Origin of the sequence: Pseudarthrobacter sp. lyk4-40-TYG-27 (assembly GCF_030209295.1) — a bacterium.
GTDB lineage: Bacteria > Actinomycetota > Actinomycetes > Actinomycetales > Micrococcaceae > Arthrobacter.
In genome coordinates this window covers 638,071-660,836 of record NZ_JARVSH010000001.1, presented here as the reverse complement: position 1 = coordinate 660,836, position 22,766 = coordinate 638,071, and the positions used below count along the sequence as shown (strand labels likewise).

Sequence of the window (22,766 nt, the reverse complement as noted above, 5' to 3'; positions counted from 1 at the left end):
CCGGCGTGAGCCTGGCACGCCGCCTCATCGCGGCCGGATTCAGCGACCTGGAGAAGGGCGAACGGTTCCTGGCCGCGCGCGAACTCGAGGGGCTGGACCAGGACAGGCTCTTCGCCGGACTGCAGCTTGCTGCCAGCCCGGACACTGCACTGCAGTCCTTGGTCCGGCTGATCGAAAGGCACCCGCAGCTCCGGGACCTGGCGGGCGCCGAACTGGAGGCCAGCGAACCGCTGTACCGCGTCCTGGGAGCCTCCGAAGCGCTGGGGGAGTTCCTCATCCGGCACCCCGAACACCTGGCCGCATTCCGGGTCCGGGCCGGCCCCGAACCGCTGCCCGCCGATCCTGACAGGCTGCGGGCAACACTCCTGCAGTCAGTGGGTGCCGACCCGCGCGCCGCCCGCCCCGTCGCCGCAGTGACCGGCGCCGACGCCTATGCCGCCCTGCGCACGGCGTACCGGCGCGGCCTGGTGGACCTGGCCGTCAAGGACCTCTGCGCCGCCGATCCGCTGGACTTCCTGCCGTCCGTGGGCCGTGAACTGGCGGACCTCGCGGCCGCTGCCATCGAAGCCGCCCTCGCGGTGTCACGCGCCGAAGCGGCCGGCCAGTTCGGCGCCGCCGACGTCGCGGACGTGGGCCTCGCCGTCATCGGCATGGGCAAATGCGGAGCCCGCGAGCTTAACTACATCTCCGACGTCGACGTCATCTACGTGGTGGACGCCGGAAGCCTGGAAGACGCGCACGCCAACACTATCGGCACCGCCCTGGCCAGCGGCATTTCGCGGGCCATCTCGTCGGTGGCACGGGAGCCCGGGCTGTGGGAGGTGGACGCGAACCTCCGTCCGGAAGGGAAATCCGGTCCGCTGGTCCGCACCCTCGCCTCGCACGAAACGTACTACGCCAGGTGGGCTGAAAGCTGGGAATTCCAGGCGCTGCTGAAAGCACGGGCCATGGCCGGCGACGCCGCGTTGGGCCGGCGGTACGAGGAAGCCGTGGCACCGCTGATCTGGAACTCGGCGGGGCGCGAAGGCTTCGTTGAATCCGTCCAGGCCATGCGGCGAAGGGTGACCGAGCACATCCCGCCCGCGGAGGAACAGCGGCAGATCAAGCTGGGCCGCGGCGGGCTTCGTGACGTCGAATTCACCGTCCAGCTCCTTCAGCTGGTGCACGGCAAGGCTGATGAGTCATTACGACGACGGGACACCACCTCCGCGATCGCCGCGTTGTCCGCCGGGGGGTACATCGGCCGGTCTGACGCCGCCGCGTTCGACAATGCCTACAGGTACCTGCGCCTGCTGGAACACCGGATCCAGTTGTTCCAGCTGCGCCGTACCCACCTCATGCCAGTGGCGGAGCCGGCCCTGCGCTCCCTGGCCAAGGCCGTGCTGGGACCATTCTCCAATGAGCGGCCCGGACCCGACGCACTGCTGTCCGCGTGGCAGCGGACCAAACGCTCGGTCCGGGAACTGCACGAACGCATTTTCTACCGGCCGCTGCTGAACACGGCAGCCAAGCTCAGCACCGAGGACGCAAAGCTGACGCCGGAAGCCGCCCAGGGGCGCCTTGCCGCCCTCGGCTACCGCGACCCGCAGGGGGCGATGCGCCACATCGAGGCGCTGACGGCCGGAGTCAGCCGCCGCGCGGCGCTCCAGCGGCAGCTGCTGCCCATCCTGCTGGACTGGCTCGCCGAGGGGGTCGACCCCGACGCCGGCCTCCTCGCGTTCCGGCGCGTCAGCGAGGCGCTCGGCACCACGCACTGGTACCTGGGCATGCTCCGGGACTCCAACGCCGCCGCTGAACGACTGTGCCATATGCTCTCCAACTCCCGGCTGATCGCCGACCTGCTGGAAGTATCGCCGGAGTCCGTGGCATGGCTGGGGCAGGACAAGGACCTGGTGCCGGTGGGCTTCGAAGCCCAGTGGCATGAAATCACCGCCAAAATGTCCCGGCACGCGGACCCGGAGAGCGCTATGCGCCTGATCCGCCTGATCCGGCGCCGGGAGATCCTGCGCATTGCCATCGCCGACTCGGCGGGCCTCCTTGACCAGGACCAGGTGGGCCGGGCGCTGGCGGATACGGACCGTGCGGCGGTCCTGGGCGCACTCAGGGTGGCAGAGGGGATCGTTTCCGCCGGCGGGCCACTGAAGACCACCGTCCTGGTGGTCGCCATGGGACGCCAGGGCGGCCGGGAGATCGGCTACGGCTCCGATGCCGATGTCATGTACGTGCACCGGGCCCTCCCGGGCTTCACGGAGGCCGAGGCACAGGAACAGGCCACCCGCCTCGTCGCAAAGGTCTCCAGCCTGCTCACCCAGCCATTGAAACCGGCCATCATGGCCGAACGCGTGCTCCAGATGGATGCCGACCTCCGGCCGGAGGGCAAGAACGGGGCCATGGTGCGCTCCTTGGACTCCTTCGCCGAGTACTACCGCAGGTGGTCCCTGGTGTGGGAGGCGCAAGCACTGCTGCGGGCACGTCCGATGGCCGGCGACGATGCACTCGCCGCCGATTTCCTGGACCTGATCGATCCCATCCGGTATCCGGCGTCGCTGTCCGACCAGGACGTGCGTGAGATCCGGCGCATCAAGGCCAGGGTTGAATCGGAGCGGCTGCCGCGCGGCGCCGACCCCGCACGGCACCTGAAGCTGGGCCGCGGCGGCCTAAGCGACGTTGAGTGGCTGGTGCAGCTGCTGCAGCTCCAGCACGCCGGGAAGCATCCGGAACTGCGAACCACGTCCACACTGGAAGCCCTGTCCGCAGCGGCCGGCCTGGGGCTGCTGGACGATTCCGACGCGGTTCTCCTGGCAGATGCCTGGCGACTGGCAAGCCGGATCCGGTCCGCCAACGTCATCTGGAGCGGCAAGGCCTCTGACCTCCTGCCATCCTCCCGCCGGGACCTGGAAGCCGTAGCGCGCTGGTGCGGCTACGAGCCGGGCCGGGCCGCAGCGCTGGAAGAGGACTACCTGAGGGTGAGCCGGCGGGCCCGGGCGGTCTTTGAACGCGTCTTCTATGGGCAATGAGGATCCGGGCTGGGTCTGGCTCATCCCGCTCCGCGACCTCGACCCGGACGCCCGCGCCATCCAGCTCGGTGCCGTTGCCGGCCTGGGGCTGCTGCCAGGCCAAGAGCGCTTCGTCGGCGACCCCCTGCGCATGGCACTGGCAGGGCTGGAAGAAGAATCCCGGCGCCCGTACGTCGTGGAGTCCTCCGGGTCCGCCGTTGGGGTGTTGACGCTACAGATGGGCGCCGCTCGGCTGGCCGGTTGGCGCGACGACGATTCAGCCTGGCTGCTTCGCGGTTTCCTCATTGACCGCAGGTTCCAGGGAAAAGGGCTGGGGACGCTCGCCGCCGTTGCCGCCGTGGACGCCGCCCGGCGGCTCACCGACCGGCACCACAGCGGTGAGGCCGGCGTCGTCCTGTCCGTCAACGAGGCAAACCTGGCAGGACTGTCCGCCTACCGGCGGGCCGGTTTCGCCGATGCCGGACAGTACCTGGGTGGCTCCGCGGGGCCGCAACGGACCATGTTCCACCGTTTCGGCTGCGCGGCGCGGCCGTAACTCGCCGGACCGGCATTGCGCTCAGCAAGCGTTTGCCCGATCATGTGGATTGGCGGTGTTCTTCAACCTTGTTGGGGGGAAGGCTGTACTGAGTCTTCGTCTCGGGGGGCATTCGTCAGGGGGTCCGGCTCCCGGTCTCAGCACGTCTGGAGCCGGGCCCCCACCTTTCCGCCCACCGTTCCCGCGGGCTTGCGCCAGGGGACGGAAAAAGGCGGCAACCGGATGGTTCCGGTGGCCGCCTTTTTCGTTAGGTCAGCAGGCCTGGCAGGCAGGCTGCCGGCTAGACGCCGTAGTAGAGCTCGAACTCGTAGGGGTTCGGGCGCAGCGACAGCGGGCGGATCTCGTTCTCGTACTTGTACTCGATCCAGGTGTCGATCAGGTCCTGGGTGAAGACGCCGCCGGCCTGCAGGAACTCGTTGTCCTCGCGCAGCGCCTCCAGGGCTTCCTCCAGCGTGCCCGGAGCCTTCGGGATGTCCTTGGCTTCCTCGGCCGGGAGCTCGTAGAGGTCCTTGTCGATCGGAGCCGGCGGCTCAATGCGGTTGCGGATGCCGTCGATGCCGGCCATCAGCTGGGCCGCGAACGCCAGGTACGGGTTGGAGGAGGGGTCCGGAGCGCGGAATTCGATGCGCTTGGCCTTGGGGTTGGAGCCCGTGATCGGGATACGGATACCAGCGGAGCGGTTGCCCTGCGAGTAGACCATGTTGACCGGTGCTTCGAAGCCCTTGACCAGGCGGCGGTAGGAGTTCACCGTGGGGTTGGTGAAGGCCAGGACGGCGGAGGCGTGCTTGAGCAGGCCGCCGATGTACCAGCGGGCGGTGTCGGACAGGCCGGCGTAGCCCTTCTCGTCGTAGAACAGCGGCTCGCCGCCGTTCCACAGCGACTGGTGGCAGTGCATGCCCGAGCCGTTGTCACCGAAGACGGGCTTGGGCATGAAGGTGACGGACTTGCCCCAGGCGTCCGCGGTGTTCTTGATGACGTACTTGAACTTCTGCAGGTCATCGGCCGCGTGGGTCAGGGTGGTGAACTTGTAGTTGATCTCGGCCTGGCCGGCGGAGCCGACTTCGTGGTGGCTGCGCTCGACCTCGAGGCCGGCTTCGTCCAGGGCAACGCACATGGCATCGCGCAGGTCGGCCTGCTTGTCGGTGGGGGAGACCGGGAAGTAACCACCCTTGACCGGGGTCTTGTAGCCCAGGTTGCCGCCCTCTTCCTCGCGGCCGGTGTTCCAGTGGGCTTCCTCGGAGTCGATCTTGTAGAAGCTGCCCTGCGGGGAGGACTGGTACTGGACGTTGTCGAACACGAAGAACTCGGCTTCGGGAGCGAAGAACGCGGTGTCGGCGATGCCGGTGGAGGCCAGGTAGGCTTCTGCCTTCTCGGCCACGCCGCGGGGGTCGCGGTGGTACGGGTCGCCGGTGCGCGGGTTCACGATCGAGAAGTTCAGCGCGAGGGTCTTCTCCATGCGGAAGGTGTCCAGGAACGCGGTGGTCACGTCCGGGATCAGCTGCATGTCAGATTCGGCAATGCCCTGGAATCCGCGGATGGAGGAACCGTCGAAGAGCTGGCCGTTGACGAAGAAATCGGCGTCAACACTCTTGGCGGGGACGTTGAAGTGCTGCTGGACGCCCGGAAGATCGGTGAAGCGGATATCGACGAACTTTACATCTTCGTCCTTGATGAACTTGAGGACTTCGTCCGCAGTCTTGAACATCTATGCTCCTAACGCATATGTAAATATCTGGCATGCAAGCCATGTGGTCCAGCGCAATCCAAAGGCAGGGAGAACGCAAGGTTTTCCCTGCTGGTACACCTGCCGTGGGGATTTGCTTGAAACTTCTCACAGCCTATGGATCAGGCATTTCCCGTCCGTGTCCGCATTGTTTCGGGCAGGTTACAGAATGCCCTGCTATGGAAACGCTATCGCCCGTCCACAGTGTGGTCCAACCCCATCCACACTGTGGGCGCCCCTGCCGGCCGCAGGGCCGGTAGGCTTGGACGGTGGTAGATCGCAAAGACATTGGCTCCTGGCTCAGCGGACCGGACACCTCCGGCGTCTCGAAATATCCGGGCGAGCGGCTGGGCCTGCCGGAGTCCGGTCCCGGCTCCATCGCACGGGCAGGGCGGCGGATCGTCGCGATCATGATCGACTGGGGCATTGCGCTGCTGATCAGCAATTTCGCCTTCGGTGGCGACTCCTGGGCGACGCTCGGGGTCTTCGCGATCGAGCAGATCCTGCTGGTGGGAACCCTCGGCTACAGCATCGGCCACCGGGTGATGGGCATCGCCGTGGTGAGGCCCGGCGGCGGTACCCCGGGACCGCTCGCGGCCCTGGTGAGGACGGTGCTGCTCTGCCTGGTCATCCCCGCCGTCATATTCGACCCCGACCAGCGCGGCCTTCATGACAAGGCCATGAATACGCTGCTGGTCCGCCGGTAGCCGCTGCCCTTGCTAGGTGCGGCTGGATGTGAGGCGGGCCGGGGTGCCCTCCGGCGCGGGGGCGCCAAGGTAGCCGCGGCGTCCGGCCCAGCGCTCGAACAGGATGGTCGCGAACGGGAAGATCGCGGAGAAGCCCGCCAGCGCCGCCACCCGGAAAGGCCACCGCTGCACACGCCATAGCGTGAGCGCTGCCAGGCCGTAGCCGATGAACAGCGCGCCATGGACCGGGCCCGCCACCTGGACGCCAACTTCGGTGGTTCCGGCGATCCATTTGAAGTACATCCCGGCCAGCAGTGCTGCCCAGCTGCAGGCTTCGGCGATGGCGAGGATCCGGAAAGCCCGGATCACGGTGGTCCTCAGCGGCATGGTGGTGTTCCTGTCGTTGGTAGGTGCACGGTCCGTCATACGGTGGCCGCCGCGTGGGCGGCAAGAAAAACGCCCCGGCAGCCGGCTGTGCCGGTTCCGGGGCGTTCGGCCAGCTAGCGTCCGCGGTTGGGACGGGCCTTGTACGGGTCGATGCCCTTGGGGATCGGCAGCCGGGTGCCCATGGAGGCAATGCGCTTGGACACGGTGCTGACCTCCAGCTTGGTCAGTTCGTTCTTCATCTTGCCCATCTTCTTGGCCACCTGGCTCAGCGGGACCTGGCCTTCGCCGTGCCCGGTCTGGATCGTATGGACCGGAACGTTGGGCAGGATCCGTGCGAGGCGCTTGCGCTCGGCATCCAACAGGGGCTTCACGCGGTGGGTGGGGCCTTCACTGACAAGGACGACGCCGGGACGGCCTACCGCACGGAACACGGCATCCTGCGTCCGGGGGTTGACAGCCACAGGCTGTTCCTCGGTGATCCAGCCACGCCGCAACGTGCCCAGCGCGGCACCGGAGGCGCCGGGCTGGTTTTCGATTTGCGCGAACGCTGCGCGTTCGGCACGGCGGGAGAGAATGAAGGTGGCCGCCAGCAGGCCCAGCGGAATACCGATGATCAGGCCGGTGATCCAGTTATCCAGCCAGAAGCCCACCAGGAAGCTCACGGCTACAACGCCCAGGAACACCAGGAGCATCAGCCACGGAACCATGGGGTCGTGGCGGCGGGTCATGGTGAAGACCTCGCCGATCTGCTTGAGCCTGCTGGGCTTCTTGGCCTTCGCTTCCTTCGGCTTGCGCGAGAACAGGCCGCGCTTCACCGCGCTTGGGCCCGCCGGGGTGGAGTTGCTGGAGTCAGGGGATTTAGCCATAGTGCCTCAATTCTACGTGACTTAAACGCCAAGGCCGGACGCCGGAATCGTCCGGTGTCCGGCCTGGGGCCAGCCAGTGCGGGGGCGCGTCAGGAATGCGCTCCGAGGAGGGTGCTGGCTTCTTGGCGGGTGGTGCCGGAGTCTTGGATGCCGTCGGCGATGTGGGCGAGTTCGGCGGGGATGTCGCGGCCTTTTTTGCGCATGGCGGTGGCCCAGAGGCGGCCGGCGCGGTAGGAGGAGCGGACCAGGGGGCCGGACATGACGCCGAGGAAGCCGATGTCCTGGGCTTCGTGCTGGAGGTCGACGAATTCCTGGGGTTTGACCCAGCGGTCCACGGGGAGGTGGCGTTCGGAGGGGCGGAGGTATTGGGTGATGGTGATCAGGTCGCAGCCGGCCTCGTGCAGGTCGCGGAGGGCTTCGGAGATTTCCTCGCGGGTTTCTCCCATGCCCAGGATGAGGTTGGATTTGGTGACCATGCCCAGGTTGCGGCCCTGGGTGATGACGTCCAGGGAGCGGTCGTAGCGGAACGCGGGGCGGATGCGTTTGAAGATCCGGGGCACGGTTTCGACGTTGTGGGCGAAGACTTCGGGGGCGGAGTCGCAGATCGCTTTGATGTGGTCGGGGTTGCCGGAGAAGTCGGGGATGAGCAGTTCCACGCCGGTGCCGGGGTTCAGTTCGTGGATCTTGCGGACGGTTTCGGCGTAGAGCCAGACGCCTTCGTCTTGGAGGTCGTCGCGGGCCACACCGGTGACGGTGGCGTAGCGCAGTTGCATGGACTGGACGGAGCGGGCCACCTTGGTGGGTTCGAACATGTCCACAGGGGAGGGTTTGCCGGTGTCGATCTGGCAGAAGTCGCAGCGGCGGGTGCATTCGGACCCGCCGATCAGGAAGGTCGCTTCCTTGTCTTCCCAGCATTCGAAGATGTTCGGGCAGCCGGCCTCTTCACAGACGGTGTGCAGGCCTTCCTTTTTGACCAAGTTCTTCAGCCCGACGAACTCCGGGCCCATCTGGACCTTGGCCTTGATCCATTCCGGCTTCCGCTCCACCGGAACGGCAGCATTGCGCTGCTCGATCCGCAGCATCTTCCGGCCTTCAGGTGCCAATGTCACAGTAGAGCTCCTTCAGGGCTCGAAACCAATGCTTCTTCGTGCTTGTGGAATTCCTCCACGAACCGGTCCACAATATGGGCCGGACGGATGTCCTGTCCTGTTTCCAAGGACATGGTGGTCACGCCTGCATCGGTGATGCCGCAGGCAATGATCTGGCCGTAGGGGGCGAGATCGTTGCTGCAGTTGATGGCGATGCCGTGCATGGTGACGCCGTTCAAGACCCGGATGCCGATGGCGGCGATCTTGCGGTCGGGACCGTTGGCGTCCGCCTTGATCCAGACGCCCGCGCGACCCTTGATGCGTTCCGCCTTGATGCCGTAGTCCGCCATGACCGTGATCATGATGTCTTCGAGGCGTTCCACGTAGTCGCGGATGCCGGCACGGTTCTTCAGCTTCAGGATGGGGTAGGCCACCAGTTGCCCGGGGCCGTGCCAGGTGAGTTTGCCGCCGCGGTCCACCGCGACGACCGGCGTGCCGTCAAACGGCCGTTCGTGGTCCTCGGTGAGCTTGCCGGCTGTATAAACGGCTGCGTGCTCCAGGAGCAGGACTGTGCTGGGGGCAACTCCGGCGACAACCTTGTCATGGAGCTCGCGCTGGGCTTCCCAGCCTTCCATGTAGTCAACGAAGTCGGGGGCAAGACCCAGCTGTGAAAACTCAAGAGTCATGGAATCCAGCTTAGACCCCGAAGCCGTCCCGGCCCGGTTTAGTGTCCAAGCTCACCGGCGGGCACCCAATGTGACTGCAGCGGCCACGGCCTGTGGATAACTTCTGCAGCCCGCCCCGGATTCCGATAGACATGGAGCATGGATGGTGCACAAGCTCCCGAAGTCCCGGGCTACGACGTCGGCCGGCTGCTTGGCCGCGGCGGCAGCGCGGATGTCTGGCTGGCCACGGAACAGCGCACGGGCAGGGACTTTGCGCTGAAGTGCTTCCGTGCCCCGGACGGCAGAGCCCGGGACGAGGCCATGCGGGAGGAGGAAGTGCGAAGGGAAATCCTCATCCTCAGTGTCTTGGACCACCCGCACCTCATCAGGGCCCACGATGCCGTGCGCGTCGCCGGGCCTGCGCCGGGGACGGCCCTGACCATGGACTTCGCCGCTGGCGGTTCGCTGGCGCAGTTGGTGGCATCCCGGGGCAGGCTCAGCGTGGGAGAAAGCGTCACCGTCCTGACTCCCGTTGCGCAGGCCCTGGGATACCTGCACGCCCAAGGCTTCACGCACTCGGACGTGGCGCCCGGGAATATCCTGTTCACCGGGCAGGGGAAACCGATGTTGTCCGACGTCGGTGTGGCCCGGATGCTCGGCGATCCTGGCCGGGCAGAGACGGCTGGAACCGGCGGCTTCGTTGACCCGTCGCCGGTTGATGCCGCCGGCGCAGGGCTTCAGCCAGGGCGCGATGTGTTCTCGCTGGCTGCGATTGGCTGGTTTTGCCTGACCGGTGCAGTGCCCGGCCGCACGCTGGACCGCCCGCCGCTGTCCTTGCTGGTTCCCGGTGTCCCGAAGGAGCTTGCCGCAGCCCTCGAACAAGGGTTGAACGAGGACCGCCGGCTGCGGCCTACTGCCATGGCGCTGGGTACTGCCGTCTTCCGCAGCGCGGAGGCGCTGCCTCTTGACCTCTCGGGTGCCGTCCATCCCACGGTCCTTCCGGAGCTGCTCACCCGCCGCAGTATCCCGGCCGAAGCGAAGGGTTCCGCGCTGGGCACGAGACTCCGGAAAGTGCGGCGGCGGCTCTCGACCTTGCGGTGGCCGGGCCCGGCAGCGGGGGCCCGGATCCGGCCCTTTCCTTCGCCCCAGGCCGAAGCAACGTCACATGGGAAGCATGCGGGCGCCCCTGCCGGGGTCCGGGCACTGCATATCCCGCGGCTGCCGGCCCGGCTCGCCTTGCCGGCAGTGGGCGTGGCGGCGGCTGGGATGTGGTGGCTGGCCGCTTCCGCCGGCGCCGGACCGTGGCTCGGCGACTCCGCTCCGGGCATGCCGTCCGCTGCCGGCGTTCCGCAAGGACCGGCCGCGCCAGGCCATGACGCCGGGCGTAGCCCCGTCGACGTGCTGGCCGAGGCCCGGCAGCAAGCTGCGGCTGCCGATCCTGCGGTGGCTGTTCGGGGGCTGGCCGCGCTGCGGGATCATGCCTTCAATACCGGGAGTGTGGATCTGCTGTCCGCCGTCAACGCGCCCGGATCGCCCGCCGCGGCCGCTGACCAGGACATTGCCGGGCCATTGGGTGCTTCCCGCCAGCGCCTCGACGGTTTCGCCACGATGGTCTCGGAGGTCACGCCCGAATCCGGGTCGACGCAGGACCACGCCGTCGTGCGCTTGACCTCCGCCTCCTCGGGTTACCAGGCCGTGGGCCCGGAGAACGAGGTGCTGGCGACAGGGCCGGCCAGCCCGGCGCAGCGGCTCAGGCTGGTCCTGGTGTCCGTGGACGGCCGGTGGAAGATCAGCAACATCCTTCCGGGCGGCTGATGACGCGCCCGCGGGCAGGGCTGCCGCACCAGTGCCCCTGGTCAGCCGGCGTTGTCCTTCCCGACCACCCAGCGGGCTGCGGCGTCAAGGTTCCCGTGCTGCCACTGGAAGCCGGCAGCCGACAAAACTGCAGGCTCAATCCGCTGGCTGAACAACAGAAGCTCTTCAGCGAGCCCGGGCATCACGGTCCGCAGCACGGGCGCCGGAACCCGCAGCACGGCAGGCCGGTGCAGTGCGCGCGCCAGCGCCGCAACGATCGCATTGACGTCCGCCTGCCCGGGGGCCGCGACATTTACCGGCCCCGCCACCTGGGATTCGAGGAGGAACAGGAAGGCGGCCGAGACATCCGGAAGCGTCACCCACGGCCAGAACTGGCGGCCGTTTCCGAACGGGCCGCCCACGCCCAGCCGCAACAGCGGGAGCAGCTTGCCCAGTGCTCCGCCGGAACGGCTGAACACCACCCCGGTGCGGGGCGTCACGACGCGAACACCCTCGGGCGCCAGGTTGGCTTCGCGTTCCCACTCGATGCAGATCTGTGCCAACGTGCCTGAACCGGCAGGTGCGTCCTCGCGCAGGACCGTGTTGCCGGCGTCGCCGTAATAGCCTGACGCTGATTGGCTGATGAAGGTGGCAGGCGGGGTTTCAAGCTGCGCCATGGCCTGCACCAGGGTCCTGGTGGGTGCCAGCCGCGAACTGAACAGTTCCTCGACCCTGCGCCGCGTCCAGGGCTTGTCGCCGATGCCGGCGCCGGCCAGGTTGACGACGGCGTCGGCGCCGGCAAGGGCGCCGGGGTCCAGGACGCCGGCCGCCGGATCCCACCTGATCTCTGATGCTCCCGCAGGTTGTCGGCGGACCAGTGTCACCACCGAGTGGCCGGCGTCGCGGAAGGCTGCGGACATGGAGGTGCCGATGAGCCCGGAGGCGCCGGCCATGACGATGTGCATGGTCCATCTCACCACGCCAGCGCGGCTCCGGCACCTCCCGCGGGGGCAGGCGGTGGTTGACTATGATCGAACGATGACTTCCTCGAGCTACTTCCGTTTCCCGCATCTGCACGGCGACCTGGTCACATTCGTGGCCGAGGACGACGTCTGGATCGCGCCCCTGGACGGCGGCCGGGCCTGGCGCGTCTCGTCCCTCCAATTACCCGCCCGCAACCCGCGGTTCACCCCGGACGGCAAGCGGCTGGTGTGGACGGTGGTGCAGGGCACGGCGCCGGAGGTTGTCTCGGCACAGGTCGACGGCGGCGGATACCGGCAGCTCACCTACTTCGGGCACAGCAGCACCAGGGTCAAGGGGTTCACCGCCGGCGGTTCCGTGGTGGTCACCAGCGCATTCCGGCAGGCCGAAAGCCGGCACACCTACGCCTACAGTGTCCCGATGGACGGCGGGTGGGCGCAGGAACTGCCGTACGGCCCGGTTGAATCGGTTGCGTTCGGCCCCGAGGTGGGCGACGAACGTCCGGTGGTGCTGGGGACCGTGCTGTCCCGCGAACCGGCATGGTGGAAGCGGTACCGCGGCGGTACCGCCGGAAAGCTGTGGATCGACAACGACGGCAACGGCGAATTCGAACGGCTGCTGCCCGACCTGGACGGCAATCTCGCCGACCCCCTGTGGGTGGATGGCCGGATCGCCTTCCTCTCCGACCATGAGGGCTACGGCAACCTCTACTCGGTGCTGCCCAACGGACAGGACCTGCGCCGGCACACCGACCACCAGGACTTCTACGTCCGGCACGCCGCCACCGACGGCAAACGGGTCATCTTCGAATCCGCCGGTGAACTTTGGGTCTTGAGTGACCTCGAATCGGAGGCGGTCAAGCTGGAGATCTCCCTGGGCTCTGCCTCGCAGACCAGGCGTCCGGCCCTCCTCGACCCGGCAAAACACCTCGGCGCCGTGGCACCCGATACCACCGGAGCCGCCAGCGCCGTCGAATCGCACGGAACCATCCACTGGGTGCGCCACAAGGACGGGCCCTCCCGCATCATCGAGGCAACCCCTGGTGTCCGCGGGCGCCTGCCCCGGCCCCTGGGCGACGGCCGCATCGCCTACATCGCCGACCACGACGGCGTCGAGGCGCTGCACATCAAGGACATCGCCGCACCTGTTCCGCACAGTGCCCAGCAGGCGACGGCACCGGGCCAGGAACCTACGGCGGACCACTCCGCCGACGCCGGACAAACGGGCACGGAGGGCCCCGAAACGCCCAACCTGCCGCAACCGGTCCCGGCCTCCGGCGCCGCAGTCCTTGCGGGCGGAAACCAACATGTTCCCGCCGACGACGACCAGCAGGCAGACGTCGCCCCGCAGGACTCGACGGCCGCCGCGGAAAACAGGGAGGACACCGCGCCCACCGGCATCACCGTCCCCACGCCGTCGCGGGCCAGTTCGCTCGAAGCCAGCCCGGACGGTCGGTGGATAGCACTGGGCACCTCGTTCGGCGACGTCCACGTGGCCGACACCCGAACCGGTAACCTCACGCGCGTTGCCAGCATCGGCGAAGGCAGCATCTCCGAGCTGGCCTGGTCCGCCGACTCGCGCTGGCTGGCGTGGTCGGAACCGGTCACGTCCTTCGGCTCACGCAGCCGCCTGCGCCTGGCCACCGTGGACCGCCTCGACGCCGATCCCGTGGAGGTCACTGACGGCCGTTTCCGCGACGCCTCGCCGTCGTTCACCCCTGACGGCAAGTTCCTGGCGTTCCTGTCCAACCGCAGCTTCGATCCGGTCTACGACGGGCACTCGTTCGACCTTTCCTTCCCCAGCCCCATCAAGCCCTACCTGGTGGCACTCGCAGCTGACACGCCGTCGCCCTTTGGCCCGTCGGTGGATCCCGCCGGCGGGGAGACCGCACCCGAAACCGTAAAGAACGGCGCGGACGCAAGCGAAGGGCAGCAAGACAGCGCGGCAGCTGTCCACGTCGACCCGGAAGGCCTGGCGCACCGCGTCATCGGGGTTCCCGTACCCCAGGGCAACTACAGCTCACTGAAGGCCGTGGACGGCGGACTCCTGTGGCTCGACTCCGTCCTGGCCGGCGTGACCGGCGACGGCAAGGCCAGCCAGGAGGACAAGGACGCCCGCCCCAGCCTGGTCCGCTACGACGTCGCCCGCCGCAAGCAAGCCACGCTGGTGGACGCCGTGGACAGCTACCGCCTGTCCGGGGACCGCAGCAAGGTGGTCCTGGTCTCGGACAAGCAGGTCACTGCCGTTCCATCCGATGCCAAGGCGGATGAGGAATCCGGCAAAGCCGTCAAAGTGGACCTGGGCAGGATCAGGGTCCTGCTGGACCCGCTGAGCGTCTGGGGACAGGCGTTTGATGAAGCCTGGCGCCTGCAGCGCGACTTCTTCTGGACCGAAGACATGGCCGGCCAGGACTGGGAATCCATCCGCGCCCGGTACCGTCCCCTGGTGGACCGCCTCGGCTCGCACGATGACCTGATGGACCTGCTGTGGGAGCTGCACGGCGAACTCGGCACATCCCACGCCTACGTGCGCCCGGCCGCAGTGACCGAGCGGGGCAGCCGCGGGCAGGGCCGCCTCGGCGCCGACCTCACCCACACACCGCAGGGCTGGGAGATCACCCGCATCCTGGCCGGTGAGTCCTCCGATCCGCTCGCCACGTCGCCGCTGACCCGGCCGGGTGTCAGCGCCAAGGCAGGGGACATCCTCCTTGCCATCGATGGTGTCTCCTTGTCACAGGCCGTCACCCCGGCCATGCAGCTGGTGGGTGCGGCCGGACGCGCAGTGGAGCTGACCCTGCTCAACGGCCCGGGACACGGCGGCGCTGCAGGGACCCAGCGGCGGGTCGCCGTCGTGCCTGTCAAGGACGAGGAACGGCTGCGGTACCAGGAATGGGTCGCCGGCAACCGGCGCACCGTCCGCGAGGCCTCGGACGGAACATTCGGCTACCTCCACATTCCGGACATGATGGCCAACGGCTGGGCCCAGCTGCACCGGGACCTGGACACCGAAACCGCGCTGGACGGACTCATTGTCGATGTGCGTCGGAACCGTGGCGGACACACGTCCCAGCTGGTCGCTGAGCTGATCGGCCGCAAGGTCACCGGCTGGAGCATGCCGCGCGGGGAGAAGCCCCGGACGTATCCGCACCACGCTCCGCGCGGGCCGGTGATCATTCTCGCCGACGAATTCGCGGGCTCGGACGGTGACATCATCACCCAGGTCTCCAAACTGCGGGGGATCGGGCCGGTCATCGGAACGCGGACCTGGGGCGGCGTGGTGGGCATCGACAACCGCTTCTCTCTGGCCGACGGCACGGGAGTCACCCAGCCCAGGTACGCTACCTGGTTCGGCGGCGGTGTTGGCTGGAGCGTTGAAAACTACGGCGTGGACCCGGACATCGAAGTGACCTATCCGCCGCACGCCTACGCCGCCGGCCGCGATCCCCAGCTTGAGTACGGCATCGGCGCGCTCAAGGAGATGATCCAGGAACTGCCCACCGACCGTCCCCCGGCCCGCTCCGGATACCGCCGCCTGAAGCCTGCGCCGCTGCCCGCCCGCCGGCAGGCCGGCCAGGCGGAGACGTCTGCCTAGGTTTTTCCGGGTAAACCAAAAGGCCCTGCTCCGCCGGACATCCGGCGGGACAGGGCCTTTTTGGTGCTCTATGCCGGCAATGCTTAGGCCTGAAGCGTGGCATCCAGCGTGATCTCGATCCCGGCGAGGGCCTGGGAGACCGGGCAGCCCTTCTTCGCGGCCTCGGCGATCCGCTGGAAGTCCTCCTCCGAAATGCCGGGGATGCGGGCATTCAGGGTCAGGTGGCTGCCCGTGATGCCGGTCCCCGGCTGGAAGCCGACCTCGGACTTGGTGTTGACTTCCTCAGGCGTGAAGCCGGCCTGGCTCAGTTCGTGGCTGAACGCCATGGAGAAGCATGCCGAGTGGGCGGCGGCGATCAGCTCTTCCGGGCTGGTCTTTCCGCCGGCGGCCTCGGTGCGCGCCTTCCAGGTGACATCGAAGGTGCCAAGGCCGGAGCTGTCCAGGGTGGTGTTGCCCGAACCCTCCGTCAGGCTTCCGGTCCATACAGTGTGCGCATTGCGTGTTGTCGCCATGTCTCTCCTCAACGTCGGTTCGAATCCGGGCCGGCCACCCGCGGCCGGGCCCGCCGTTTCCCATCCTAGGGACCACGTCCGTCCGGTGCACGGGTTGTCCGCTCTCAGAGGATTATGACCGGACTGACGTTTACGGCCGGCCGGTGCGGGGCTACTGCCAGATGGTGGCGATGGCCACGTTCACCAGTGCCAGGCCGCCCACGCCGTGGGCCAGGCCGGTGGAGACAGGCTGCCCGTTCTTGACCTTGCGTGTCCCGGTGACGGCCAGGACTGCCACGACGACGGCAATGACGAATTTGATGCCCAGCTTGGCGTAGTTCGGATCCTTGTCCGGGAGGAACGGCAGGATGCCCATCATGGCAATGCCGGTGAGGAGCTGCAGGAACGCGCCATCGCGCTGGCGCGGGTGGACGGTGGGGGTCCGCATCGTGGCAATCCAGTAGCCTACGATCATGGCGGCTCCCACGACGTGCAGGAAGACCAGGATGTTGAAGAGAATAGTCATGGCACCAGCTTAGCCAGTCAGTTCTACGGCCCGTAGCAAAGCCACGCCACGGCGGCCCCGGGAGCGGCTGCGTTGGTTAAACGGCGACGGCGGCGCCGGCCGCGTGCGGTTTCCCACCTGCGCCGGCACCGCCGTCGTTGTCTCTGCTGCGGAGGCTAGAGCCCCAGATCAGCTTCGAAAGCGCCCTCTTCCAGGCGTGCCTTCAAGGTCTGGAGGAAGCGGCCGGCGTCCGCACCGTCCACCAGGCGGTGGTCGTACGTCAAGGACAGGTACATCATGGAGCGGATGGCGATCGAGTCGTCACCGTTTTCGTCAGCGACCACAACGGGCCGCTTGACGATGGCGCCGGTGCCCAGGATGCCCACCTGCGGCTGGTTGATGATCGGGGTGTCGAACAGGGCACCAACGGAACCGATGTTGGTGATGCTGAACGTGCCGCCGGAGAGTTCGTCCGGACCGATCTTGCCGTCGCGGGTGCGGGATGCGACGTCGGCGATCTTGCCGGCGAGGCCGGCAAGGTTCAGGTTGCCGGCGTCGGCGATGACTGGAACCAGCAGGCCCTTGTCGGTGTCGACGGCGATCGCCAGGTGCTCGGCGTTGTGGTAGGTGATTTCCTGCTTGTCTTCGTCGTAGGCAGCGTTGAGCTTCGGGTGCTGCTTGAGGGCCTCGGCCACAGCCTTGGCGATGAAGGGCAGGAAGGTCAGCTTGGTGCCGTTCTGGGCCTGGAAGGAGTTCTTGGCCCGGGCGCGCAGCTTGGCGACCTTGGTCATGTCTACCTCGTGGACCTGCGTCAGCTGCGTGGAGACCTCGAGGGATTCGCGCATGCGGCGGGCGATGACCTGGCGGATGCGGGGAGCCTTCTGGGTGGTGCCGCGCAGGGAGGAGGCAGCAGCGCCGGAAGCGGCCGGAGCGGACGCGGCAGGCGCTGCAGCCGGAGCTGCGGCGGGAGCGGCTTTTGCCTCTGCCGCGGCGATGACATCCTGCTTGCGGATGCGGCCGCCGACGCCGGTGCCGGACAGCGAGGAGATGTCAACGCCGTGCTGGTTGGCGAGCTTGCGGACCAGGGGAGTGACGTAGCCGGACTCGGAACCGCCGGCCGGGGCTGCCTCCTGGGCTGCGGGTGCAGCGGGTGCTGCAGCCGGGACGGGAGCCGCCGCAGGTGCCGGGGCGGGAGCCGCGGCAGGGGCAGGAGCTTCCTGCTTGGGGGCTTCCTGCTTCGGTGCCTCCTGCTTGGGGGCCTCGGGAGCAGGTGCGGCAGCCGGAGCCGGAGCCGCAGCAGCGGGAGCGCCGGAGCCAATAACGGCGAGCACGGAGCCGACCTCGGCGGTTTCGTCCTCGTTGACCCGGATTTCCTGCAGGGTGCCTGCCACCGGAGACGGAATTTCGGTGTCCACCTTGTCAGTGGAAACCTCGAGCAGCGGCTCGTCCACCTCAACGGAGTCGCCTACGGCCTTCAGCCAGCGGGTGACGGTGCCTTCGGTGACGCTTTCGCCGAGCGCGGGCAGGGTGACGTCGTGGCTTTCGCCGCCGGCCGCCGGTGCCTGCTGGGCAGGAGCTTCCTGGGCCGGTGCTTCCTGGGCGGGAGCAGCCTCGGCCGGTGCGGGTGCTTCCTGGGCCGGTGCTTCCTGCGCAGGGGCTTCTTCGGCGGGTGCGGAACCGCCGCCGGAGCCGTCGCCGATGCGCACCAGGGGTGCGCCTACCTCGGCGGTCTCATCTTCAGCGACCAGGATTTCTTCAATCACGCCAGCTACGGGAGAGGGGATTTCAGTGTCTACTTTGTCGGTGGAGACTTCGAGCAGCGGCTCGTCCACCTCTACCCGGTCACCTACCTGCTTGAGCCAGCGGGTGACGGTTCCTTCGGTGACACTCTCACCGAGGGCGGGCAAGTTAACGGATTCAGACATGTCGTCCCCGTTCTCCTTATTGATCTTTAGTGCGAATGATTGCTGCCATGGTGGAAGCCTAGTGCACCCGGCCTGCGCGGCCGGGTGCACCAGGCCTGGTAATACTGTGGAAAATCAGCCGTGCAGCGGCTTGCCGGCCAGCGCCAGGTGGGCTTCGCCGAGGGCCTCGTTCTGGGTGGGGTGGGCGTGCACCAGCTGGGCGACGTCCTCCGGGTAGGCTTCCCAGTTCACGATCAGCTGGGCCTCGCCCACCTGCTCGCCCATGCGGGCTCCGATCATGTGGACGCCAACCACGGGGCCGTCCTTCTGGCGGACCAGCTTGACCAGTCCGGAGGTGCCCAGGATGGAGCTCTTGCCGTTGCCGGCCAGGTTGTACTCCTGGGTCTGGACCTGGTCGTCGCCGAACTTTTCCTTGGCAGCCTTCTCGGTGTAGCCAACCGTGGCGATTTCGGGTTCGGAGTAGGTGACCTTGGGGATGTTGATGTCCTCGACAACCACCGGCTTCAGGCCGGCGATTTCCTCGGCAACGAAGATGCCCTGCTGGTAACCACGGTGCGCCAGCTGCACGCCGGGAACGATGTCGCCCACCGCGTAGATGTTGCCGACGCCGGTGTGCAGGCGCTCGTTGGTGATGACGAAGCCGCGGTCAATGGTGATCCCCGCGTCCTCGTAGCCCAGGTTGGCGGTGACGGGGCCGCGGCCAACGGCAACCAGCAGCAGGTCGGCTTCGAAGGTCTTGCCGTCCACGAGGGTGACCTTGACGCCGTCGTCATTCTGCTCGACACCCTGGAAGAACACGCCGGTGGAGAACTTGATGCCGCGCTTCTTGAAGGCACGCTCGAAGTTCTTGACGATCGTCGCGTCCTCGTTGGGAACGAGGGAGGGGAGGCCTTCGACGATGGTGACGTCCACGCCGAACGACTTCCAGACCGAGGCGAACTCGACGCCGATGACGCCGCCGCCGAGGATGATGGCGCTCTTGGGGATGTAATCCATGGTGAGGGCCTGGTCCGACGTGATGACCTTGCCGCCGATTTCCAGGCCGGGCAGGGTGCGGGAGTAGGAGCCGGTTGCCAGGACGATGTTCTTGCCCTTGTAGGCGGTGCCGTTCACGACGACGGTGTCGGTGCCCTGCAGCTTGCCTTCACCCTCGATGACGGTGATGCCCTTGGACTTGATGAGTCCCTGCAGGCCCTTGTACTTGCCGGCGATGATGCCGTCCTTGTAGGCGTTGACAGCGTTGATGTCGATGCTGTCGAGGGTGACGTTCACGCCGTACTTGGCGGAGTCACGGGCGTGGTCGGCCAGCTCAGCAGAGTGCAGCAGGGCCTTGGTGGGGATGCAGCCGTTGTGGAGGCAGGTGCCGCCCAGCTTGCCCTTCTCCACGAGGCCGACGGTAAGGCCCAGCTGTACCGCCCGCAGCGCCGCGGCGTATCCGCCGCTGCCGCCACCGAGTACCAGGATGTCGAATTCTTGCGCAGTTGCCTGATCGGCCACTAAAACGCTCCCTCGCGTGAACGATGACGCGATCAGCGCGCATCATCTGGTCTTGGAACTTGCACTGCCGTGATTATGTCAGCAGGGCAACTCTCTTGCATTTGTGACTACCGTGGTTCACCTTAGCGAACCACCTATCCATGCTCCACCTTGGCGGCGCGTTTGTGGAGCGCTTGTGGCCAGTGTCACGCGGCTTTGTGGCGGAGGGATCACCCCCGCCGCAAAGCCGCGCGGCACGGCCCGTCAAGCCTTGATCAGGCCGCGGCGAGGATGTCCTCGACGTACGCGACCAGGGTCCGGACGGTGCAGCCGGTGCCCTGCTTGTGTGTGTAGCCGTACGGGCTGCCGTTGTTGAATGACGGCCCGGCAATGTCGATGTGCGCCCACGGGATCTGCGCGCCCGCCTTATCCTTACCCACGAACTCGCGCAGGAAAACGGCAGCGGTCATCATGCCGCCGTGCCGCTCTCCGATGTTGGCAAGGTCCGCCACCTGGGAGTCCAGGCTGGGGCGCAGTTCTTCCGGCAGGGGCATCGGCCAGACCAGCTCGCCGGCGCGGTCCGCGGCAACCTTGAGCGCGCCGGTGACGCTGTCCGAGCCCATGATGCCCGCGGTGCGGTTGCCCAGTGCGATAAGCTGCGCGCCGGTAAGGGTGGCGACGTCAATGATGGCGTCCGGGTATTCGCCGCTCGCTGCGACGATGCCGTCCGCCATGACCAGCCGGCCTTCGGCATCCGTATTAAGTACTTCCACGGTCTTGCCGCCGTACATGGTCAGGACATCGGCGGGGCGGGAGGCGGCACCGCCGGGCATGTTTTCGGCGATGCACAGCCAGGCCGTGGCCTTGACGGGCAGGCCCAGCCCGGCGATGGCCAGGACAGTGTTAAGAACGACGGCGGCGCCCGCCATATCGCTCTTCATGTCACCCATGTTCAGGGCCGGCTTAAGGGAAATTCCGCCGGTGTCGAACGTGATGCCCTTTCCGACGAGGGCGATCTTCGACGTCGCCTTGGCGGGGGAGTATTCGACCTTCACCAGGCGCGGCTGCCGCGAGGAGCCCTTGCCAACGCCCATGATGCCGCCGAAGCCTTCCTTCTCCAGGCGCTTCTCGTCCCAAACGGTCACCTTCACCGGAAGGCCCTTGGCGAGATCCTTGGCGGCCTCTGCGAAGGATTCCGGGTACAGGTGGCTGGGCGGGGTGTTGACGAGGGACCGGGTCGCATTCACGGCCTTGGCCACCAGGCCTGCGCGCTTCAGCGCGGAGTCCACCCCGGCGGTGCCGGCCAGTTCGGTGAAGATCACGGCGTTCCGGACCGGGTCCTTCAGCCCGTCAGTCGAGGACCGGAACTCGGTGAAGGAGTAGGCGCCCAGCGCCGCACCCTCGGCGACAGCAGCGACGTCCTGCACGGTCGCCGTCGGAAACGCCAGGGTGACTGTGGCCAGGCCCGCAAGCTGGCGGACCGCCGAGCCTGCGGCGCGGCGAAGAGCCTCGCCTGCCAGCGGTTCGCCGGCCGCGACCTTGCCAACCCCGGCCAGGGCCAGGATACCGGCTCCGGTTTCGGGCAGCCCCGGCAGGCGTACAAGCTGGTCTGCCGCGCCGGTAACGCCCAGCGCCTTGAGGGATTCCGTGAGGGCTTCCGCGGACTTTGCCGTCAAGGGGTTGTCCAGGAGAACGGGCCCGTCGGTTCCCTGCCCCACCCCGATGACCACTGCCTCGCTGGCGCTCTTCTTCAAGTCCCGCGAGACGGTACTAAGGTTGATTTCAGTATTCTTGACCACAGGGATGAGTCCTCAATTCTCGAAACGTTCGGGCAGGAATGCATGTTGGGCGCTCTGCCATGGTGGCCCGGCTCCGGCCGTCGTGGACCGCTCCGGGGGCGTGCCAGCCCGCCTGGCAGGCCAGTTCCGATCGTAGCCCTTCCGCGCCACGGCGGGAGAATTTCCTGAGATGTGCGCCACACGGGGTGCCGGAATGCCCGGCCCGTCCGCCGCGTTATGCAAGATGTCCACCCGAACCCTGAAAGGAACACGCCGTGCTTGAACGGATTTCCGGCTCCCTGCTGGACCCCGACGCGCTCTACGCCAGCAACATCGAGCTGTTCCACAGCCCCGATCTGCGGGGGTTGAACCTGGTCATGGGTTTCACCGGTTTCGCCGACGCCGGCCACGTGGTGAAGCAGATCAACGCCGAACTGCTGGACACCCTCGATGCCCAGCCGGTGGCGGTCTTCGACGCCGACCAGCTGATCGACTACCGGTCCCGCCGCCCGCACCTGAGCTTCGTGGAAGACCACATCCAGGACTACCAGGAGCCCCGCCTGGCCCTGTACCGCCTCGTCGACGGCCTCGGCAAACCGTTCCTCCTCCTGGCTGGATTCGAACCCGACCTGCAGTGGGAGCGGTTCGCCCGCGCCGTGGTCAACATCGTGGAGAAACTCGATGTCAACCTGGTCACGTGGATCCACTCGATCCCCATGCCGGTCCCGCACACCCGTCCCGTGGGCGTCACCGTGCACGGAAACCGGCCTGAGCTGATTGAAGGCATTTCGGTGTGGAAGCCCACCGTGGAAGTTCCAGCCGCCGTCGGCCACATCCTGGAATTGCGCCTCGTCGAAGCCGGACGCAATGTCGCCGGCTACGTCATCCACGTGCCGCACTACCTTGCGGAGGCAGAGTACCCCACGGCCGCCGTCGCCGGCCTCGAATACCTCGGTGCTGCGACGTCGCTCATGCTGCCCACCGACCGGCTTCGTGAATCGGGCCGTGACGTCAGCCGCCAGATCGCCGAGCAGATCGAGGCGTCCGAGGAAGTCCAGCAGGTGGTGGCCCGCCTCGAAACGCGCTACGACGAGAAGGCCGACGGCATGGTGCGGCGCTCGCTCCTGGCCAACGAAAATGACGAGCTTCCCGACGCCGACGACCTCGGCGCCGCCGTGGAGGCATACCTGGCCAGGGAGAATCCGAAGCCGTAGCGGCGCGTCACGGCTTCGGGGGAGCCTGCCGGGGCCGGGCATAA

17 protein-coding genes are annotated in these 22,766 nt (G+C 67.4%); 6 read left to right on the top strand and 11 right to left on the bottom strand.

Features of this window, described 5'->3' with window-relative positions:
- Positions 1-5 precede the first annotated feature (5 nt).
- A complete protein-coding gene (locus QRM96_RS03050; protein WP_285318303.1) occupies positions 6-3,017 on the top strand; it encodes a bifunctional [glutamine synthetase] adenylyltransferase/[glutamine synthetase]-adenylyl-L-tyrosine phosphorylase in 3,012 nt (1,003 codons plus the stop codon).
- Positions 3,007-3,552: a GNAT family N-acetyltransferase gene (locus QRM96_RS03045; RefSeq protein WP_285318301.1), complete on the top strand. Its 546-nt coding sequence runs from the start codon at positions 3,007-3,009 to the stop codon at positions 3,550-3,552. The genes QRM96_RS03050 and QRM96_RS03045 overlap by 11 nt, the downstream gene beginning before the upstream one ends.
- Before the next feature lie 280 nt (positions 3,553-3,832).
- On the opposite strand, the gene glnA is transcribed toward QRM96_RS03045, so the two are convergent.
- Entirely contained in the window at positions 3,833-5,257 is a 1,425-nt protein-coding gene (gene glnA, locus QRM96_RS03040; RefSeq protein WP_018763577.1) for a type I glutamate--ammonia ligase, read from the bottom strand.
- Between the two features lie 287 nt (positions 5,258-5,544).
- On the opposite strand from glnA, the gene QRM96_RS03035 reads away from it, so the two are divergent.
- Complete coding sequence (locus QRM96_RS03035) at positions 5,545-5,982, top strand: RDD family protein (protein ID WP_018763578.1); 438 nt, start codon at positions 5,545-5,547, stop codon at positions 5,980-5,982.
- A gap of 12 nt (positions 5,983-5,994) precedes the next feature.
- On the opposite strand, the gene QRM96_RS03030 is transcribed toward QRM96_RS03035, so the two are convergent.
- The 4 genes from QRM96_RS03030 to lipB form a co-directional block, all read right to left on the bottom strand.
- Positions 5,995-6,348, bottom strand: coding sequence for a DUF3817 domain-containing protein (locus QRM96_RS03030; protein ID WP_109864312.1), 354 nt, complete (start codon positions 6,346-6,348; stop codon positions 5,995-5,997).
- A gap of 113 nt (positions 6,349-6,461) precedes the next feature.
- The gene (locus tag QRM96_RS03025; RefSeq protein WP_018763580.1) at positions 6,462-7,214 is read right to left on the bottom strand and encodes a DUF4191 domain-containing protein; all 753 of its coding nucleotides are present in this window, start codon (positions 7,212-7,214) and stop codon (positions 6,462-6,464) included.
- A gap of 89 nt (positions 7,215-7,303) precedes the next feature.
- Positions 7,304-8,323, bottom strand: coding sequence for a lipoyl synthase (lipA, locus tag QRM96_RS03020; RefSeq protein ID WP_285318299.1), 1,020 nt, complete (start codon positions 8,321-8,323; stop codon positions 7,304-7,306).
- A complete protein-coding gene (lipB, locus tag QRM96_RS03015; RefSeq protein WP_018761073.1) occupies positions 8,320-8,988 on the bottom strand; it encodes a lipoyl(octanoyl) transferase LipB in 669 nt (222 codons plus the stop codon). Before lipB ends, lipA begins: the two co-directional genes overlap by 4 nt.
- Positions 8,989-9,126: 138 nt before the next feature.
- Between lipB and QRM96_RS03010 the strand changes: the two genes are divergently transcribed.
- A complete protein-coding gene (locus tag QRM96_RS03010) occupies positions 9,127-10,782 on the top strand; it encodes a serine/threonine-protein kinase (RefSeq protein WP_285318297.1) in 1,656 nt (551 codons plus the stop codon).
- Between the two features lie 41 nt (positions 10,783-10,823).
- On the opposite strand, the gene QRM96_RS03005 is transcribed toward QRM96_RS03010, so the two are convergent.
- Complete coding sequence (locus QRM96_RS03005; protein ID WP_018761075.1) at positions 10,824-11,726, bottom strand: TIGR01777 family oxidoreductase; 903 nt, start codon at positions 11,724-11,726, stop codon at positions 10,824-10,826.
- A 73-nt stretch (positions 11,727-11,799) separates the two neighbouring features.
- Between QRM96_RS03005 and QRM96_RS03000 the strand changes: the two genes are divergently transcribed.
- Positions 11,800-15,333, top strand: a complete 3,534-nt coding sequence (locus QRM96_RS03000; RefSeq protein WP_285318295.1) for a S41 family peptidase — start codon at positions 11,800-11,802, stop codon at positions 15,331-15,333.
- A gap of 83 nt (positions 15,334-15,416) precedes the next feature.
- On the opposite strand, the gene QRM96_RS02995 is transcribed toward QRM96_RS03000, so the two are convergent.
- From QRM96_RS02995 to QRM96_RS02975, 5 genes are all read right to left on the bottom strand, one after another.
- Complete coding sequence (locus QRM96_RS02995; protein WP_018761077.1) at positions 15,417-15,845, bottom strand: OsmC family protein; 429 nt, start codon at positions 15,843-15,845, stop codon at positions 15,417-15,419.
- Positions 15,846-15,996: 151 nt separating this feature from the next.
- A complete protein-coding gene (locus QRM96_RS02990) occupies positions 15,997-16,350 on the bottom strand; it encodes a hypothetical protein (RefSeq protein ID WP_109864054.1) in 354 nt (117 codons plus the stop codon).
- Between the two features lie 155 nt (positions 16,351-16,505).
- Positions 16,506-18,254 (bottom strand): 2-oxoglutarate dehydrogenase, E2 component, dihydrolipoamide succinyltransferase, encoded by a 1,749-nt coding sequence (sucB, locus tag QRM96_RS02985; protein ID WP_285318292.1) that lies wholly within the window; start codon positions 18,252-18,254, stop codon positions 16,506-16,508.
- Between the two features lie 114 nt (positions 18,255-18,368).
- Complete coding sequence (lpdA, locus tag QRM96_RS02980) at positions 18,369-19,751, bottom strand: dihydrolipoyl dehydrogenase (protein ID WP_109864052.1); 1,383 nt, start codon at positions 19,749-19,751, stop codon at positions 18,369-18,371.
- Positions 19,752-20,005: 254 nt separating this feature from the next.
- The gene (locus tag QRM96_RS02975) at positions 20,006-21,529 is read right to left on the bottom strand and encodes a leucyl aminopeptidase (RefSeq protein WP_133832237.1); all 1,524 of its coding nucleotides are present in this window, start codon (positions 21,527-21,529) and stop codon (positions 20,006-20,008) included.
- Between the two features lie 254 nt (positions 21,530-21,783).
- Between QRM96_RS02975 and QRM96_RS02970 the strand changes: the two genes are divergently transcribed.
- Positions 21,784-22,722 carry a proteasome assembly chaperone family protein gene (locus tag QRM96_RS02970; RefSeq protein ID WP_018761082.1) on the top strand — a complete coding sequence of 313 codons (939 nt, stop codon included), beginning with the start codon at positions 21,784-21,786 and terminating at the stop codon, positions 22,720-22,722.
- The last annotated feature ends 44 nt before the right edge of the window (positions 22,723-22,766 follow it).